General features: G+C 44.9%; 18 protein-coding genes and 1 riboswitch. Of the genes, 10 read left to right on the plus strand and 8 right to left on the minus strand.

From position 1 onward, the window contains the following. Positions 1 to 166 precede the first annotated feature (166 nt). Positions 167 to 1,531 (plus strand): TolC family protein, encoded by a 1,365-nt coding sequence (locus tag AAHJ11_RS16600; RefSeq protein ID WP_148365075.1) that lies wholly within the window; start codon positions 167 to 169, stop codon positions 1,529 to 1,531. Positions 1,532 to 1,541: 10 nt separating this feature from the next. Continuing rightward, positions 1,542 to 2,150: a TetR/AcrR family transcriptional regulator gene (locus AAHJ11_RS16605; protein ID WP_148365074.1), complete on the plus strand. Its 609-nt coding sequence runs from the start codon at positions 1,542 to 1,544 to the stop codon at positions 2,148 to 2,150. Positions 2,151 to 2,252: 102 nt separating this feature from the next. Here AAHJ11_RS16605 and AAHJ11_RS16610 read toward each other — a convergent pair whose 3' ends face one another. The 6 genes from AAHJ11_RS16610 to AAHJ11_RS16635 form a co-directional block, all read right to left on the minus strand. Beyond that, a complete protein-coding gene (locus AAHJ11_RS16610; protein WP_148365073.1) occupies positions 2,253 to 3,122 on the minus strand; it encodes an Rpn family recombination-promoting nuclease/putative transposase in 870 nt (289 codons plus the stop codon). 153 nt (positions 3,123 to 3,275) lie between these two features. Further along, positions 3,276 to 4,268, minus strand: a complete 993-nt coding sequence (locus AAHJ11_RS16615; protein ID WP_148365072.1) for a DUF4373 domain-containing protein — start codon at positions 4,266 to 4,268, stop codon at positions 3,276 to 3,278. Positions 4,269 to 4,301: 33 nt separating this feature from the next. Further along, on the minus strand, positions 4,302 to 4,745 hold the full coding sequence (locus tag AAHJ11_RS16620) for an N-acetylmuramoyl-L-alanine amidase (RefSeq protein WP_117935304.1): 444 nt from the start codon (positions 4,743 to 4,745) through the stop codon (positions 4,302 to 4,304). Next, on the minus strand, positions 4,742 to 5,485 hold the full coding sequence (locus AAHJ11_RS16625; RefSeq protein ID WP_320978343.1) for an endonuclease: 744 nt from the start codon (positions 5,483 to 5,485) through the stop codon (positions 4,742 to 4,744). Before AAHJ11_RS16625 ends, AAHJ11_RS16620 begins: the two co-directional genes overlap by 4 nt. Positions 5,486 to 5,578: 93 nt before the next feature. Further along, positions 5,579 to 5,809, minus strand: coding sequence for a hypothetical protein (locus AAHJ11_RS16630; protein WP_148365070.1), 231 nt, complete (start codon positions 5,807 to 5,809; stop codon positions 5,579 to 5,581). Positions 5,810 to 5,811: 2 nt separating this feature from the next. Continuing rightward, positions 5,812 to 6,174 carry an SH3 beta-barrel fold-containing protein gene (locus tag AAHJ11_RS16635; protein ID WP_148365069.1) on the minus strand — a complete coding sequence of 121 codons (363 nt, stop codon included), beginning with the start codon at positions 6,172 to 6,174 and terminating at the stop codon, positions 5,812 to 5,814. Between the two features lie 219 nt (positions 6,175 to 6,393). On the opposite strand from AAHJ11_RS16635, the gene AAHJ11_RS16640 reads away from it, so the two are divergent. From AAHJ11_RS16640 to AAHJ11_RS16655, 4 genes are all read left to right on the plus strand, one after another. Beyond that, positions 6,394 to 6,744 (plus strand): helix-turn-helix domain-containing protein, encoded by a 351-nt coding sequence (locus tag AAHJ11_RS16640; protein ID WP_004321740.1) that lies wholly within the window; start codon positions 6,394 to 6,396, stop codon positions 6,742 to 6,744. Beyond that, positions 6,731 to 7,468 (plus strand): ImmA/IrrE family metallo-endopeptidase, encoded by a 738-nt coding sequence (locus AAHJ11_RS16645; RefSeq protein ID WP_004321738.1) that lies wholly within the window; start codon positions 6,731 to 6,733, stop codon positions 7,466 to 7,468. Before AAHJ11_RS16640 ends, AAHJ11_RS16645 begins: the two co-directional genes overlap by 14 nt. Continuing rightward, positions 7,431 to 7,955 (plus strand): hypothetical protein, encoded by a 525-nt coding sequence (locus tag AAHJ11_RS16650; RefSeq protein WP_234133010.1) that lies wholly within the window; start codon positions 7,431 to 7,433, stop codon positions 7,953 to 7,955. The genes AAHJ11_RS16645 and AAHJ11_RS16650 overlap by 38 nt, the downstream gene beginning before the upstream one ends. 288 nt (positions 7,956 to 8,243) lie before the next feature. After that, positions 8,244 to 8,714, plus strand: a complete 471-nt coding sequence (locus AAHJ11_RS16655; RefSeq protein ID WP_217721650.1) for a hypothetical protein — start codon at positions 8,244 to 8,246, stop codon at positions 8,712 to 8,714. Between the two features lie 263 nt (positions 8,715 to 8,977). Here the strand turns inward: AAHJ11_RS16655 and AAHJ11_RS16660 are convergent, their stop codons facing one another. After that, complete coding sequence (locus tag AAHJ11_RS16660) at positions 8,978 to 9,229, minus strand: DUF4248 domain-containing protein (protein ID WP_148365065.1); 252 nt, start codon at positions 9,227 to 9,229, stop codon at positions 8,978 to 8,980. Between the two features lie 250 nt (positions 9,230 to 9,479). Between AAHJ11_RS16660 and AAHJ11_RS16665 the strand changes: the two genes are divergently transcribed. The 4 genes from AAHJ11_RS16665 to AAHJ11_RS16680 all read left to right on the plus strand — a co-directional run bounded on the left by AAHJ11_RS16665 (position 9,480) and on the right by AAHJ11_RS16680 (position 15,431). Further along, positions 9,480 to 9,992, plus strand: coding sequence for an HU family DNA-binding protein (locus AAHJ11_RS16665; RefSeq protein WP_320978345.1), 513 nt, complete (start codon positions 9,480 to 9,482; stop codon positions 9,990 to 9,992). Positions 9,993 to 10,746: 754 nt separating this feature from the next. Next, a riboswitch (cobalamin riboswitch) is annotated at positions 10,747 to 10,941 on the plus strand. Positions 10,942 to 10,983: 42 nt separating this feature from the next. Continuing rightward, positions 10,984 to 13,377 carry an anaerobic ribonucleoside triphosphate reductase gene (locus AAHJ11_RS16670; protein ID WP_148365064.1) on the plus strand — a complete coding sequence of 798 codons (2,394 nt, stop codon included), beginning with the start codon at positions 10,984 to 10,986 and terminating at the stop codon, positions 13,375 to 13,377. A 77-nt stretch (positions 13,378 to 13,454) separates the two neighbouring features. Further along, a complete protein-coding gene (nrdG, locus tag AAHJ11_RS16675) occupies positions 13,455 to 13,913 on the plus strand; it encodes an anaerobic ribonucleoside-triphosphate reductase activating protein (RefSeq protein ID WP_148365063.1) in 459 nt (152 codons plus the stop codon). Positions 13,914 to 14,027: 114 nt separating this feature from the next. Further along, complete coding sequence (locus AAHJ11_RS16680) at positions 14,028 to 15,431, plus strand: MFS transporter (protein WP_320978346.1); 1,404 nt, start codon at positions 14,028 to 14,030, stop codon at positions 15,429 to 15,431. Positions 15,432 to 15,532: 101 nt separating this feature from the next. On the opposite strand, the gene AAHJ11_RS16685 is transcribed toward AAHJ11_RS16680, so the two are convergent. Then, a complete protein-coding gene (locus AAHJ11_RS16685) occupies positions 15,533 to 16,621 on the minus strand; it encodes a 2-aminoethylphosphonate--pyruvate transaminase (RefSeq protein ID WP_320978348.1) in 1,089 nt (362 codons plus the stop codon). Between the last annotated feature and the right edge of the window lie 49 nt (positions 16,622 to 16,670).

Below are 16,670 nucleotides of genomic sequence, written 5' to 3' on the forward strand. Positions count from 1 at the left end.
TACACAGTTTTGGCTGCGCAATCTTTTAAAACCGTGTAATCCGCGTAATCCGTGCCTAATTAAAATAAGAACGCATTATCCGTGCCTAATTAAAATAAGAACGCATTATCCGTGCCTAATTAAAATAAAACCGAAATAATCCGTTCCTGAATTAAAATAAGAACCAATGAGAAAAATAATCATTCTGTCCGCAGCAACGCTTATATTGAGCAGTTGCGGTATCTACAATAAATACAAACCGGTATCGGAAGTTCCCGAAGGACTTTACGGCAGCGGGTCCGTTGCTGCCGCCGATACGGCAAACTTCGGCAACCTCTCGTGGCGGGAGGTCTTTACCGACCCTTATCTGCAGAATTTGGTGGACTCGGCACTCTTGCGCAACACCGATATGCAGACTGCCCATTTGCGTGTGAAAGAAGCGGAAGCCACGCTGCTGACGTCCAAACTGTCTTATCTGCCTTCTTTGTTTCTTTCGCCGGAAGGAGCTGCCAGCAGCTTCGACCGTGGAAAGGCTACACAAACTTATTCGCTGCCCGTGACTGCTTCGTGGGAACTGGATATTTTTGGAAAGGTGACAACAGCGAAGCGTCGCGCGAAAGCTGCCTACGAACAGAGCAAGGAATATGAACAGGCTGTCAAGACGCAGTTGGTAGCATCTGTTGCCAACACGTATTACACGTTGTTGATGCTCGATTCGCAGTATGAGATAGCTGTGGCTACCGAAGCTGCCTGGAAAGAAAGTGTGAATGCCACCCGTGCCATGAAAAAGGCCGGGATGGTGAATGAAGCGGGACTGGCGCAGACGGAGGCTACCTACTTCAATATATGTACCACCGTGCTCGACCTGAAAGAGCAAATCAATCAGGCGGAAAACTCACTGGCACTTTTACTGGCAGAAACTCCCCACAAAATACAGCGCGGCAAACTGGGAAATCAGCAGTTGCCGGAAAACTTCTCCGTGGGTGTTCCCTTGCAGATGCTTGCCAACCGTCCTGATGTGCGTAGCGCAGAATTTTCGTTGGCACAGGCTTTCTATACAACGAATGCCGCCCGTGCCGCTTTCTATCCTTCCATCACGTTGAGCGGCAGTGCAGGATGGACCAACAGTGGCGGGAGCATGATTGTCAACCCGGGTAAGTTTCTGGCCTCTGCCGTGGCTTCCCTGACGCAGCCTTTGTTTAATAAAGGAGTGAATATCGCCCAACTGAAAATAGCGAAAGCCCAACAGGAGGAAGCCCGCCTTAGTTTCGAACAGGCCTTGCTGAATGCCGGCGTGGAAGTGAACGAGGCACTGGTGCAGTACCAGACTGCCCGCGAGAAAGCCGACTACTACAACAAACAGGTGGCTTCCCTGCAAACGGCAGCCAAGAGCACAAGCCTCTTGATGAAACATGGCAACACCACTTATCTGGAAGTACTGACCGCCCAACAGACATTGCTCAATGCACAACTGTCGCAAGTGGCGAACCGCTTTACCGAAATCCAGGGCGTGATCACTTTGTATCAGGCATTGGGTGGCGGCCGTATGTAGGGAGGTATGTATGAATCCAGAAACACTGCGTTGCCGGATACTCGACTACACCAAACGGGAAATGTACCTGCATGGTGCCGACGGGTTGACGATGGATGATATAGCCAGGGGAATGAAGATGTCGAAGCGGACGCTTTACAAGCTCTTTCCCAGCAAAACGAGCCTGTTCCGTATCTGTCTTTCTGATTTTGCCAAAGGAATCAGAAGCCGGATCGAGCAACAACAGATACGGATGGACAGCTCGTGTATGGAGGCGCTTTTCATCACAGTGGACGGCTATCTCACCCTACTTCATTCGTTGGGGAAAAAGTTGTTGCTCGATATTGCCGCCGACAGGGAATACCGTGCTGCTTTCGAGCGGGAGGAGGCTTTCTGGTTGCAGCAGTTGATTGATGTCTTGACGCATTGCAGGATTTGCGGTTATCTGCTTCCCGGAGTCGATCCCGACCGCTTTGCACCGGATTTGCAGGAGGTCATCTACCAGAGCAGTTTGCAAGGTACTCCGTACCTGGTGCAGCGTATGTTGAACTATACGCTTCTGCGGGGGCTTTTTAAGATGGACGGCATCCGTTATATTGACGAACACCTGAAACCTGATAATTTGAATGTTTGTGTATGAAGAGAAAGAGGTGGGCTACCCTGTAAAGGGAGCTCACCTCTTTTATTTTCTTCGTTCGTAAACGGTTGGTTGGTAAATAGTGCCTTTATGAATCCGATTACTTTATAATCCTTCGATTATGCTTAAAGGTAAATCGGTACATTCGGCGATAGACTCATTGTCTATCCCTTTGGCTTTCATGTTCCGGGCTATTTTCAGCTGGGCTCTTTGTGTACCTTCTTTCATTCCTTTCTCTATACCTTTTTCCAACCCTTCTTTTATTCCTTTTTGTTCAGCTGCATCCATTGTCACCAAATAATCTCGGTACACTTTGACGCTATTGTCGTATCGCTCCCTGTCTTCCGGAGACATAGAAGCCACATCAGCGATATCTTCCAATTTCTCGAAGACAGCTTTTCGTGCCTTGAACGGCATGCGTTTTAAAGTTTCCATATTATTTAATATATAAATCCAACGTTCAAAATTCGTTTCGCATTCCTCTTCGTTTTTGTTGAAGAGAGGGAGGGCGATAAAGATTTCCCGGAATTTATCCGAGAAGAGTTCTCCTGTTTCCCTGTCACTTAGAATAACATCCGTGCGGAGTTTTATGTTCTTGTCGATAATGAAATTCATCAAGAAAACTCCGTATACGGCTTTTATTTCAAACTTCCATTCATTGCCTACCCTTCCTTGATTGACGATGGCACGCGATAAATAATAAATCGAGCGTTCTTTGAAGTTGCTTTGCATACGGTTCTGCATTTCAACGATGATTCTTTCGCCTGTGTCCGTGGTGCAATATACATCATAGATAATACCTCGTCCTTCCGGATAGAGCGGCAATTGCTCATTATTCAAAAACTGTAAGTCCGTTATCACTCGTTCACCTTCGAGCAGGTCGTTCAGAAATTCGATTAATAAATCCTTAGACACTTCTCTGCCGAATATTAGTTTGAATCCGTAGTCGGTGAACGGATTGATAAATTTACTCATTGTTTTGGGTCGCTTCTTTTTATGTTTTGCAAAGAGACGTTTCTCTTTATACATAAAAAAGAGGCTTTTTCTTCGTACTACAAAGGTACGATAATTCTTGGTTTTCCATCCCTTTTGCAGTAAAAATAAAAATTATAGGCAGACTTTTCCGCTTTATCTTCCCCTGATTAGCTTTTTCAGTGTCCCGTTGTAGGTGTTCTCAAATTCCGTCGGATGATTGAGTGCCCAAAGAATGTAATCACCCGGTTCATTCTTTTTGAGTAGGGTAGGGCGGTATTGGGAACTGAGAATTTTCCATAAAATACCGCCGGGACCTCCCAACTCTTTACGTCGGGCAAGGGCGACAATCGCTTTTACGGTCTGTTCGTTCCGGATGCCGATAGTTTGCATATTAAGTAGAAGTATAGCTTCCGAGCCTCCTCCCGCTTGCATCCCTTCCGAAACCGTTTCTTTTCCAATCGATTTATCCAAAGACAAACCCTCTACAACGACAGGCGAAGCCTGAAAAACGCTGTTTGACGGAACGGGCGGCATGCTCCTCTCATTCTCCTTTCCGTCTTTTCCTTCCCTCTCTGTCTCTATGTCTTTTTTTATTTCAGATTTGATTTCATTTTCCATATCCCTTTCCTGTTTACCTTTGCTATCTGTATCCGTTTCTTCTTTTGTTTGTGGCATTGTTGTAGCAAATTCATGGGGTTTTGTAACATCTTTGCCGGAGTCATCCGTATTTTCCGGTTCTATTTCACTACTCTCCTCCTTGATAATCCAGAAATGTTCCAGAGGTAATTTATATTTTCTCCGACTGTCGGTGATGATTTTATGATATTGTTCCTGAATCGCTTGTGAAGTCAGTACGCCATACTCCTTATATATAAGATCATCGAACAACCCCACTGCCAGGCAATCATCAATGATGGCCTGCATTTCCTCCTCCCCGCAACACGCTTCCTGGGCGATGTCGAAAAGAGTGTCTTTGTTCCACAAAATATAATAACCTTTTTCTTTATAGATGAGGCAGAGCAGCGAAGTGAGTGCGGCAATCCCTGCCGCGTGGTGGCGACAGGAGATGCGGCGTACTTTTCTGTCCTGCAGAAAATTGACATCGAGGGGGAAATAATCTAATCCGGGTTTGGAAATACGGGCCATGATGATAAAATGCTGGTTGTAAATGGTTGATTATTACTGAATAAATTCTGCTTTTACATCGAAGCAGGGGCAGGATTTTATATACTCGTCAGGTGAGATAATGCCGTCTCCGTTGAGGTCAGGACTGGTGTCCCGATGCCCTATCACCTGCTTCAGAGAAGGGAAGACAAGGCGCAAATCTTCTACCAGCCGGACGAGCGCTTCACGTTGCGCTTCCGTTCGTGTGTCGGCAGGCCGGCCGTTCCTGTCCAATCCGCCAATGTAGCAGATACCGATAGACCGATGGTTCCAACCCGTGCAATGCGCTCCATCGAGAGCAACATCTCTTCCCGGTTCAATCGTACCGTCGAGACGGATGACGAAATGATAACCGATAGAACGGAAACCACGTTGACGATGCCAGCGGTCGATGTCGATAGCGGTAAAATCCTGTCCCGCACGAGTGGCGGAACAGTGGATGATGATCGTGTCTTTCATGGCAGAATCCTCCTTTCCTGTTTGCAGACGGCAGGTGAGATAACTCCGAACGCAATAGCCTCCTCTTTGGACAGTTGGCGGTAATATTGCTTTGTTACTGAATGGAGCACCGGAGAGAAGGGAGCATCCATCGGCGGCGTTGTCGTTTGATTTGGTATGGTGGGCCGATTAAGCACTGTAATCAGATTAGGCTTCGTCTGAACCATGATAAAAGCATCTCCCCGATGATGTTGCACACGCAAGGCATGTTGTTTCACGCGGTCCGGATGCTTTAGTTGGAGGATAAGCCAGTTTCGGTGCGCAGGCTTCAGACGTTCCTCTCTGACCATTTCTTTCATAGACGGGTAGGCACGCAATACTTTCCCCGTTGCATCCGTAACGGCGAAAGGTGTTTGATGAGATCCCACTCCCGTACGTCGTAATCCCGTCCGGATGGCGTGCATCATATTGGTGTATGCATCGCACCATTCGAGGTTTGACACGTGGTTGTTCATCGTATTGCCGTCGAGGTGGTTAATCTGTGGCAGCTGCTCCGGGTTGAGGATGAATGCTTTGGCAACCAAACGATGAATTTTGTATTCGATACAAACACCTTTATTCGGCAGTATGACAGTTTCGTAACCGGTCCCCATGATTTTGGCACAAAGGATCAACTTTGATCTGCCCTTGAAACTCAATACCCGTCCGTGATCTGAAATCATATAGTCGGGGTTTTCTTCAATAAATCTCCAATTTTCCATACTTGATATTGATAATGTTAATAAAATTATACTCTGTTAAAAAATAATCGTTTTTCTGAATCATGCGGGGAGAAACGGCGTTTCCTCCATCTGTTAAACGGCGTTTTCTGGTACGGAGAAACGCTGTGGTCTGTATGTGTTAAACGGCGTTTCTTCCTCCTCCTCCGTATGAGGTTCGAGCCGTTCGGCACAATGAATCAGAAACTCCAGTTCTTCCCGGCAGCCTTGAATAGCCTCATATAGCGAATCTACGTTATACTGCCTGCAAAGCGCCTCCCATTCTTTTCGTTCCTGTCCGTTCATTCCATTCTTTTGCAGATTCATTTTTACTTGTTGCTGTCTTGCCTGTTCGTTTCGATATCCAGAAAATTTTCAGCGTGAAAGGTGCGCCAGCCTTTGGCTTCGATGTCATAGTAGACAACGAACGTATTTTCCGGTTTGGGTAGATACGGACGGTGGAAACTATGTTCATATCCGGTGAGGGTACCGGTGGCGTGTCGGATGGTTCCATCCTGTTTGGTGTAGCGGAAACAGACATTTCCGTGATGCATCTGCCGGATGAGAGCTCCTATCCGGTGAGCCGTGACGAGTGCATCGTGCCGGTTCATACCGTTGTTTTGCCGGATGACGGCAGCTTGCTTCATTAGCTGTACCCGTTGGAAGGAATGATTTTTTTCAGTTTCAGTCATTTTGATTCGTTTTAATGATTTGATTATGGGGCAAAGATAGAGAGCAGGTAATGTAATAGCTGTCCAAGCGTGAACCATAAAAAGACGTTGAAACGATTGAGTCATGATTGAGTGCTATGTGAGAAAAAGTAAATGGCGGAAGATTAAACTTATCTGTGGCAAAACTTGTTTATTATTTATTTTAGAATTACTTTTGCCACAGAATAAAGGAGGTGACTAATGAAAACCATGAATCAGATTGTCGGAGAGAACTTGAAGAAAACCAGAGAATTATCCGGTTTTACGCAGGAGCAGGTAGCGAAATCTATCGGTGTGGAGCGGTCGGCTTATAGTAACTATGAAAGCGGTGTTCGTGAAGTGCCTTTTCATTTGTTAGAGAAGATTGCTGATTTGTTTGGCTGTGAAGCGTTTCTTCTGTTTGAAGATAATGTAGAAGCCGACAATGAGATTCTGGCTACTGCTTTTCGTATCTCCGATGTTGAAGAAGGGGATTTGAAAGAAATAGCCCATTTTAAAGATCTCGTGAAGTCTTACCTTAAAATGGAACGGATTGGAAATGGCTCCAAATAAATTCATCATAGAAAGACAAGTGGCGGAATTTCGCGCGGATAACGGATTGAGTGCTTCGGAAGCCATTAATCTGAAAAGTCTGTTGCTGAAATTGAATGTATTGACCATTTTCCGCCCTCTTTCCGATAACTTTTCGGGAATGTGCCTCAAAGACGGTTCCGGACATCGGTTCATGCTCGTGAATTCTTCCCATTCAAGAGGCAGGCAACATTTCACGATTGCCCACGAACTCTATCACTTGTATATTGAAAGTAAACCAACTCCGCACAAATGCAACCCTTGTAGTGGAAGTAAAGACCCCGTAGAACAGAGCGCCGATATGTTTGCTTCTTCTTTGCTGATGCCGGAGACAGGACTTTGTCAACTTATCCCGGAAAATGAATTGAAAACAAAAAAGATCTCATTGGCAACAGTGTTGAAATTGGAACATTACTTTTCTGTTTCCCGCTCTGCACTGCTTTACAGATTGCTGAATGTTGGTTTACTGACCAATGCTGCACGTCTTGCGCTGGCAGATGAACCGGTGAAACACTCGGCTTTGTGTTTCGGTTATGACACTGCATTATATGATCCGGCAAACGAAGGACTGGTAATCGGAGACTTTGGCGAAAAAGCCCGTTCACTTTTTGAACAGGAAAAAATATCAGAGGGGCATTATTGGGAGTTACTCCGCAAAATAAACACACATGCAACAGAAGAAGACGAAAATAATACTGGATGCTGACGTTATCATCCATTTTGTGAAAGCGGAAGCATTTTCTTTGTTGCCGGACATCTTTCCCGAATACGAATATGTTATTTTGGATGTGGTTTATAATGAAGTATCCAAAGATCACCGGACTAAAGCCCTGATTGATAATTATACTTCTTATTTTTCAAAGATAACGCAAGAACGTTTCTCCCCTACGGGAGCATCGTTGAAAGATTATTTCCAATTACTTAAAACGTTTGGACACGGTGAGAGTGCCTGCATGATTTATTGCAGAGACCACCGTGATGTGCTGGGTAGCAGTAATTTGAAGGATATAAAGGACTATTGTTTGCAGAACGGTATAACTTTTCTGACTACTCTTGATTTTCTATATTATGCTTTTTGCCGGAAGAAGCTTTCGGCAGAGGAATGTAACGAGTTTATTGCTAAGGTAATTGCTTCAGGGAGCAAGTTGCCGGAAGTTGATATTACCCGCTATAAATGTACAGTCGCTATTTGACATCGCTTTTCTATTCTCTTGATTTATTTTTAGTAATAGTTCAGGTATCTTTTCTTAGCGCAAATCACAGCTCTTGGAACGAGTGATTTCTTTCCTCTTTGGCAGATTTTATTTCATCTATTTTCTTGATAATAGTGGTAAGGTAGAAAATGGGTACCCCAAAACCTCTTTTTTTGTGAAAATATGGATGAAAAATATAGAATGTGTCATGCTTGAACATAGATGTTAAAATAAGCATCTTACTTTTGTCGTGAAGTTTAAAGATGAATATTAAATAAAATGTAAAAAATGACTAAGGTAGAAAGAAAAGTGATTTTTAACAGTGAAAATGGTCAGAAAGAAATGGCCGGTGTACGTCACAGCGACGATGATGTTAAAAAGAAAGTGATTGATTGTGTTTTTAAGTTGGGGCAACTGAATAATATTTCAGAAAAATATGTTGAAAAGAATTCGGATTGTTCGCGTTCGTCCGTGGGGCGTGTGTACAGGTGTAATTTCGACGGTCGGAGCCCTATACCCAATTGGACAACTATCTTTAATTTTTTCTCCTGTGTGATTGGAAGGGCAACGATTATTCCCAATATTCCGGAGGTGTTGTGCTGGATTCTGAAGCTTTTTCTAGGAGATTCTGCGGATGTAGGCTATACAGTTGATGATAATCATCATATTCGTATTGATATTCAGTTTAATGACGATAAAACATTGCTTCCGGAGACTGGTGAAAAGGAAGGAAAGGTGAAGAAAAAAGATGGAGAATAGAGGAAAACGGGGGGGCAGTCGATTTGATGAAGCCGTCGGGAGGAAGTACTCCGGAATGATATAATCCTTTTCTCATCTAATGGGCGGACATTTCACTACAGATTATCTTGGATTCTTTATAACAGCAATCAGCAAGTTATAATTTGATTCGCGTGATCTGTGATGAAATGTCCGCTTTGTTTGGTCTTGCCTTATTTATCTTTGCCTTGTTTTTGCCTTGTTTTGTCTTTGTCCGAATGATATTTCCTTATAAAAGAGTCGTTTCAAGGTTCTCCTAAAAACTTGAAGAATAGTCCTACTTGTGCCGGAGTGAGCAGGATGGCTTTTTCGCTATATCCGGTTTGGGCGAGTGCGGCTTGCAGTGCGGTATTCTTGGCAATCCAACTACGGAGGGTGCGTCGTGCCGAGGCGGACTGTATGTGAGGCAGGTAAAGTCCGGCCAGCTGGCTTTTGCTATAGGATTGTATGCGGGTACGGCTTTCTGTTTCTGCTTTTGGAGTTGTTTCTGTTTTCATATTGACTGTTTTTTAGAGGTTTATTTTGTATGAACTCATACAAAGGTACGCCTTTTTATGCCGGTTGGTTCTGTTTTGTACAGAAGCCTTTGCAGGCATGAATCGTGTCAATTTGTGCTTGTCTGTTCTCTCTTGCGACGGGTTGTAACATCGTGTTTCCCTGCGTTCTTCTCTTCGTGTACTTTTGTCTTCGTAATCGGTTACAGACAGTAGTTATTTATTTATCAATCAAAAAAGAAAGGAAAATAGTATGCCATTAATTTACAAACCTTATCAGGCAACACTTGCCAACAAGGAAGGACAGAAACTTTATTATCCCCGTCTGGTGAAATTCGGGAAAATGGTCAATACGCAGAAAATGGCGGAATTGATTGCAGAAAAAGCCTCGCTGACGGCGGGTGATGTTCATAACGTGATTCGTAACCTGATGTCGGTGATGCGTGAACAGTTGCTCAACAGTCGCACGGTGCGCCTCGAAGGCTTGGGGACATTTACTATGATTGCCAAAGCAGGAGGAAAAGGAGTGGAGTTGGAGAGTAAGGTCAGCAGTTCGCAGATCACTTCATTGCGTTGTCAGTTTACCCCTGAATACACCCGTGCCGCTAACGGAAGTGCTACCCGCGCATTGACCACTGGAGTGGAATTTGTGCACATCAAGGATGTAGCGGGTTCGTTTGTTGCCGACGACGTCATTGACAAAGACACGGATGACGGCAACGAACCTGGTGGCGGAGGAGGCGAAGCTCCGGACCCGGCCGCTTAACCGAATTTGTTTATACAATAATTTAGGCACGGATTACACGGATTTCACGGTCTTTAGTGTTGTCATTGCTGCAAAGTAGCCGTGTTAATCTGTGTAATCCGTGCCTGGAAAAAGATAGTAATTAATTAGTGACAGGTATTTAAAACGGATTATTAACCTTTAAAAGAAAACGGATGAGATTATTATTGGAAAAGTTGCTGGATATTCTTGAAGCAGTTTTGCGTTTCCGCCACCGGAGAAACGGTAAGGTAGAAAAGGACTAGCCAGATAGAAAAGAGTTGGCGTATCTGAAAAAGGTATGAAACCGAATAGCGTAAATATGTAAGACGTGTCGCCCGCACGTAGCTCGCGTAACAGGTAAAAACGTGTAGCCATTCATAGAGTAAACGTAAGGTTAAGGAATAAGTGAAAAGCTGTCTCGAATGAACGAGGCAGCTTTTCTTTTTTTCGTATTCCGAAAATCCTTTTTCGGAAACATAGTGAAAAAGAAAAAATCAGTAGTAATTTTTAAAAGGCAGAAATATTTCTTTGATTTTGTATAGAACAAAAGAAAATAATTTCCCACTTTTGTAGCTGCAATAGGGGATAGGTGTCCTGTGAGATGTCTGTTTTCCGGAAAAAAGAGGAATGAAAACAGAATACTTCTTGCGTTAAAATCAGAAAAAAGTTTTCCGTTTTGGAAAACTTTCTATATCAGCGAGAAAGAAAAGTTTCCCAAAATTTAATGTTAAAAGCTAACCAAGCTATTAGATAATCTTCTATCTTTGTATCCGGTTTCGGAGCTAAAAGAGGTTTAGTCAATGAGGGAACGCTGTGTAAATCGGCGACAGTACCCGCTGCTGTAATTCTCTAAGAATCCGCACAATATGCCACTGCATCGACATCGGTGTGGGAAGGTGTTGCGAGGGAGAGATAAGTCAGAAGACCTGCCGGAATTTTTTAATTTTCAATTTTCAATTTTTAATTTAATAAGCTTTCGGGAGTTAAAGTTATGAACTACGCGGAAATTTGTATCATCAAACGTGATGGTAAAAGAGAAGATTTCTCTATCAGTAAGATCAAGAATGCAATTAGTAAGGCATTCAGTGCAACCGGTTTTCAGGATGAGCAGCAGTTGGTGGCTGACATCACTATGAACGTAATCAGTCAGTTTACAACTCCTACTATTACCGTAGAAGAGATTCAGGATTTAGTAGAAAAGTCGTTGATGAAAGTACGCCCGGAAGTAGCGAAGAAATATATTATTTATCGCGAATGGCGGAATACGGAGCGCGATAAGAAAACCCAGATGAAGCAAGTGATGGACGGCATCGTTGCTATCGACAAGAACGATGTCAACTTGAGCAATGCCAACATGAGCAGTCACACGCCTGCCGGCCAGATGATGACGTTCGCTTCCGAAGTAACCAAAGATTATACGTATAAATACTTGTTGCCGAAACGTTTTGCCGAAGCACACCAGTTGGGAGATATTCACATCCACGACTTGGACTATTATCCGACAAAGACGACAACCTGTATCCAATATGATATGGACGACCTCTTTGAACGCGGTTTCCGCACAAAGAACGGCAGTATCCGTACCCCGCAAAGCATCCAGAGTTATGCTACGCTGGCTACCATTATCTTCCAGACGAACCAGAATGAGCAACACGGCGGACAGGCAATTCCTGCTTTCGATTTCTTCATGGCAAAAGGTGTGGCCAAATCTTTCCGCAAGCATCTGGCATCGTTCATCAATTTCTATGTCGCCATGGAAAACGGACATCAGGCCGATGAGAAATCCATTCGCACATTGATTAAAGAATATCTTCCGTCTATCAAGTCCACCGAAGCCGAACGCGAAACATTGCGCATCGCTTTAGTGGCTTTACAAATCATTATAGACAAGGAACACCTTGCCCGTATCGTTGAGAAAGCTTATCAGCAGACCCGCAAAGATACCCATCAGGCAATGGAAGGATTTATCCACAACCTCAACACGATGCATTCACGTGGCGGTAATCAGGTGGTATTCAGCTCCATCAACTACGGTACCGACACTTCTGCCGAAGGTCGCATGGTGATCGAAGAATTGCTGAAAGCTACCATTGAAGGATTGGGCACAAGAGGCGAAGTGCCTGTATTCCCAATCCAGATTTTCAAGGTGAAAGACGGAGTTTCTTACTCGGAGAAAGACTTTGAGAAAGCAATGAAAGCGGAAAACATCGAAGAGGCAATGACCGACCGTTACGAAGCTCCCAACTTCGACTTGCTGTTGAAGGCTTGCCAGACTACGGCGAAAGCGCTGTTCCCTAACTTCATGTTCCTCGACGCACCTTTCAACCAAAACGAGAAATGGAAAGCGGACGATCCGAAACGTTACATCTACGAATTGGCGACGATGGGTTGCCGTACCCGTGTTTTTGAAAACGTGGCAGGAGAAAAATCTTCTTTAGGCCGTGGCAATCTTTCATTCACTACGCTGAATATGCCGAGACTGGCTATCGAAGCCCGCATCAAGGCGGAAAACCTGATAGAGGATGAACGCAACAAGGATGCCATTGAACAGAAGGCAAAAGAAATTTTCATCGAATCCGTACATACTATGTCGGTTCTTGTAGCCGATCAGCTTTACGAGCGTTATCAGTATCAGCGTACGGCCTTGGCACGTCAGTTCCCGTTCATGATGGGAAATAATGTGTGGAAAGGCGGCGGGGATTTGAACCCGAACGAACAGGTGGGTGACGCATTGCGCAGCGGTACGCTGGGAATCGGATTTATCGGCGGACACAATGCGATGGTGGCTCTCTACGGCCAAGGGCACGGACACAACCAGAAAGCATGGGACACGTTGTATGAAGCTGTGATGGAAATGAATAAAGTGGTAAACGAATATAAAGAGAAATATAACCTGAACTACTCCGTTCTGGCTACTCCTGCCGAAGGACTTTCGGGACGCTTCACTAAAATGGATCGTCGGAAATATGGAAAAATCCCCGGAGTGACAGACCGCGACTATTATGTCAACTCTTTCCACGTAGACGTGAAAGAACCGATCAGCATCGTTGAGAAAATCAAGTGTGAAGCTCCGTTCCACGCCATTACGCGCGGCGGACATATCACGTATGTAGAGCTGGACGGTGAAGCACAGAAGAATGTACGTGCCATCGCCAAGATTGTGAAAGTGATGCACGACGAGGGGATCGGCTACGGCTCTATCAACCACCCGGTAGATACTTGCCATAACTGTGGTTACAAGGGGGTTATCTTCGATAAATGTCCGGTGTGCCAGAGTGAAAGCATCCTTCGTATGCGCCGTATAACCGGTTACCTGACAGGCGATTTAAGTTCTTGGAACTCTGCCAAGCGGGCAGAAGAACAAGACCGCGTAAAACACCTGTAAGGAGTTGAAAATGGCCTCACTAATAGGCTTCTATCTTTAATTTTTTAATTTTCAACTTTCAATTTTCAATTTAAGAAGTGAATTTATTAGGAACTTATCCTGAAACGATTGTTGATGGTGAAGGCATCCGGTACTCTATTTATCTTGCCGGATGTTCCCATCACTGTCCCGGTTGCCACAACCCGGAGAGCTGGAATCCGGGGGCGGGGGAAGAACTGACGGAAGAAAAAATACAGTCCATCATCCGTGAAATCAAGGCAAATCCTTTGCTGGACGGTGTTACTTTTTCCGGTGGTGATCCGTTCTTCCGTCCGGAGGAGTTTCTGCCTTTACTGAAACGGGTGAAAGAGGAGACGGGGATGAATGTGTGGTGCTATACAGGATATAGCTACGAAGAAATCAAGGCACACCCCCGCTTGAGCGCTGCCCTTGATTATATAGACGTATTGGTGGACGGACGCTTCGAGCAGGCTCTTTTCTCTCCGTATCTGGAATTCAGGGGAAGCAGCAATCAACGGATCTTGAAACTGAAATAAACTGCACTAAAAAAACTTATTTTTCAAAGGAAACAAAAACACCTCTGTCATTGTTTTGTTTACCTTTACAAATCCCTCCGGGAGGAACGACTACACTTACAAGAATAAGTTTTTATGGTACAATCAATAAATCCAACTCAAAAAATAGAGGAAACTGACGGATTGCCGATGCCTAAACGGATTTGGGCAGTGGTGTCCGTCGGATTCGCTCTTTGTATGTCGGTATTGGATATTAACATCGTCAATATCGTACTACCCACGCTTTCGCATGATTTTGGGACTTCTCCCGCAGTAACAACCTGGATTATCAACGGCTATCAGTTGGCCATCGTCATATCGCTATTGTCTTTTTCCGCTTTAGGTGAAATCATCGGTTACCGGAAAGTCTTTCTTTCGGGTATCGGGCTGTTTTGCATCACTTCATTGATCTGTGCCTTGTCCGATTCGTTTTGGACGCTAACCGTCGCCCGTATTTTTCAGGGGTTCAGTGCTTCTGCCATCACCAGCGTGAATACGGCACAGCTACGTTATATCTATCCGAAGAGCCAGATTGGGCGGGGAATGGGGATTAATGCGATGGTTGTTGCCATATCGGCTGCCGCCGGACCTTCTGTGGCGAGCGGTATTCTTTCTATTGCCAGCTGGCACTGGTTATTTGCTATTAATGTTCCGTTGGGACTTACCGCATTGTTTCTCGGCATCAAACATCTGCCAAGGCAGGAGGAACGTTCGAAACGCAAGTTTGATTATATCAGCGCCATAGCGAATGCGGTAACCTTCGGTCTGCTTATATATACGCTGGACGGATTCGCCCATCACGAGGAAATGGATTTTCTTTTCATCCAACTGGTTGTATTGGCAGTAGTCGGCACGTACTATGTGCGCCGACAACTGGCGCAGACTACCCCGTTACTACCACTCGACCTGTTACGGATTCCGATTTTCCGGTTGTCCATCCTGACTTCCATTTGTTCCTTTATCGCTCAAATGTCGGCAATGGTTTCCCTGCCCTTTTTCCTGCAGAACACTTTAGGACACAGTGAGGTGATGACCGGACTTTTGCTTACTCCGTGGCCGTTGGCTACGTTGGTCACGGCTCCATTGGCAGGGTATCTCGTGGAGCGTATTCATTCCGGTATCTTGGGAAGTATCGGGATGGCTCTGTTTGCCATCGGACTTTTCTCGCTTTCCAGCCTGACTGCCGAATCATCTGATATAAGTATTATCCTGCGTTTGATGTTATGCGGTGCGGGCTTCGGATTGTTTCAGACGCCGAACAATAGCACGATTATTTCTTCCGCTCCTACGCAGCGTTCGGGAGGGGCCAGTGGGATGCTGGGAATGGCCCGCCTGTTGGGGCAGACCACCGGAACAACATTGGTTGCATTGCTTTTCAGCTTTGTCACTCATAGCCGGAGCACAGCTGTTTGCCTGATGGTGGGGAGTGGATTTGCCGTTGTGGCAGCCATCGTCAGTAGCTTGAGGCTATCGCAGCCTTCCACCCTGAAAAGAAAATAATGAAGTCCTGAAAGAGGATTAAGTCTTTCAGAACTTCGCAGGAACATCATACAACATATTAGTAAGTAATCATTCAAGATGAACTTGAAAGATTTGACTTTCTAGTATTTCGTTTCCCGTATGACTTCTACCAGACGGCGGAAGTCTTCCGGATGCACATCACCGATGTTGCCGATACGGAAGGTATCTGCTTTTGAAATCTTTCCCGGGTAAATCACGAATCCTTTATTTTTCAGTGCATAATAGAATGTTTTGAAGTCGAATCCTTCATGCGGATAAAGGAAAGAAGTGATGATAGGCGACTGGATGTCATCTTCGAGTAATGTTGTGAATCCGAGTGCACGCATACCTTCCACCAAAATACGGTGATTTTCGCAGTAACGTTGGTAACGTGCTTCTACGTCTCCTTCTTCAATCAATTCCGTCAGGGCTTGTTTGAAAGCACGAACAACATGTGTCGGTGAAGTGAAGCGCCATTTTCCGTGTCCCTTTTCCATTGTTTCCCATTGGTCGTAGATGTCCAGAGAAAGAGAGCGTGCCACTCCTTTGCAATGGTTTAATTCCGAACGGCGGGCGATGATGAATCCGAATCCCGGTACACCCTGAATACACTTGTTGGAACTGCTGATCAGGAAGTCGATACCGAGTTCGTTTACATCTAAGGGGATACCTCCGAAGCTGCTCATACAGTCTACAATCAGCTTTTTACCGTGCATCTTGACGATGTGGGATAGTTTTTTGATCGGATTCAGGATACCGGTCGTTGTTTCGCAATGAACGAAAGCGACATGTGTGATATCGGAATTATTGCTAAGATAATCGTCTACATATTCAACTGATACCTGCTCTGTTTCTTCAAAAGCCAGCATGTCGTAGTCGAGGTGGTAATATTCTGCAATGTTGCCCATACGGTCGCCATAGGCTCCGTTGCTACAAATCAGGAGTTTGTCTTTCGGGGTGATGGTGGCGCCCAAAACGGCTTCCACGCAATAGGTTCCGCTTCCCTGTAAAAGGATGGAGGTGTATTCTTCCGGTTTTTTAGTGGCGATGTTAACCAGGTCTTTGCGGAGTTCCTGAACGATGCCGAGGTTGTAGTCTTCGTCCCACGTACACCAGTCGGTCATCATGGCTTCTTTTACTGTTTCAGAGGTGGTTAGAGGTCCGGGAGTTAATAACAAATATGGTTTCATAATGATGTTTTCTTTAGAAATGAATAAATAAATGATTTTGATCTTTCTG

It is taken from the genome of Bacteroides sp. 90-K9/2, from assembly GCF_047310725.1.
Taxonomy (GTDB): Bacteria; Bacteroidota; Bacteroidia; order Bacteroidales; family Bacteroidaceae; genus Bacteroides; species Bacteroides vicugnae.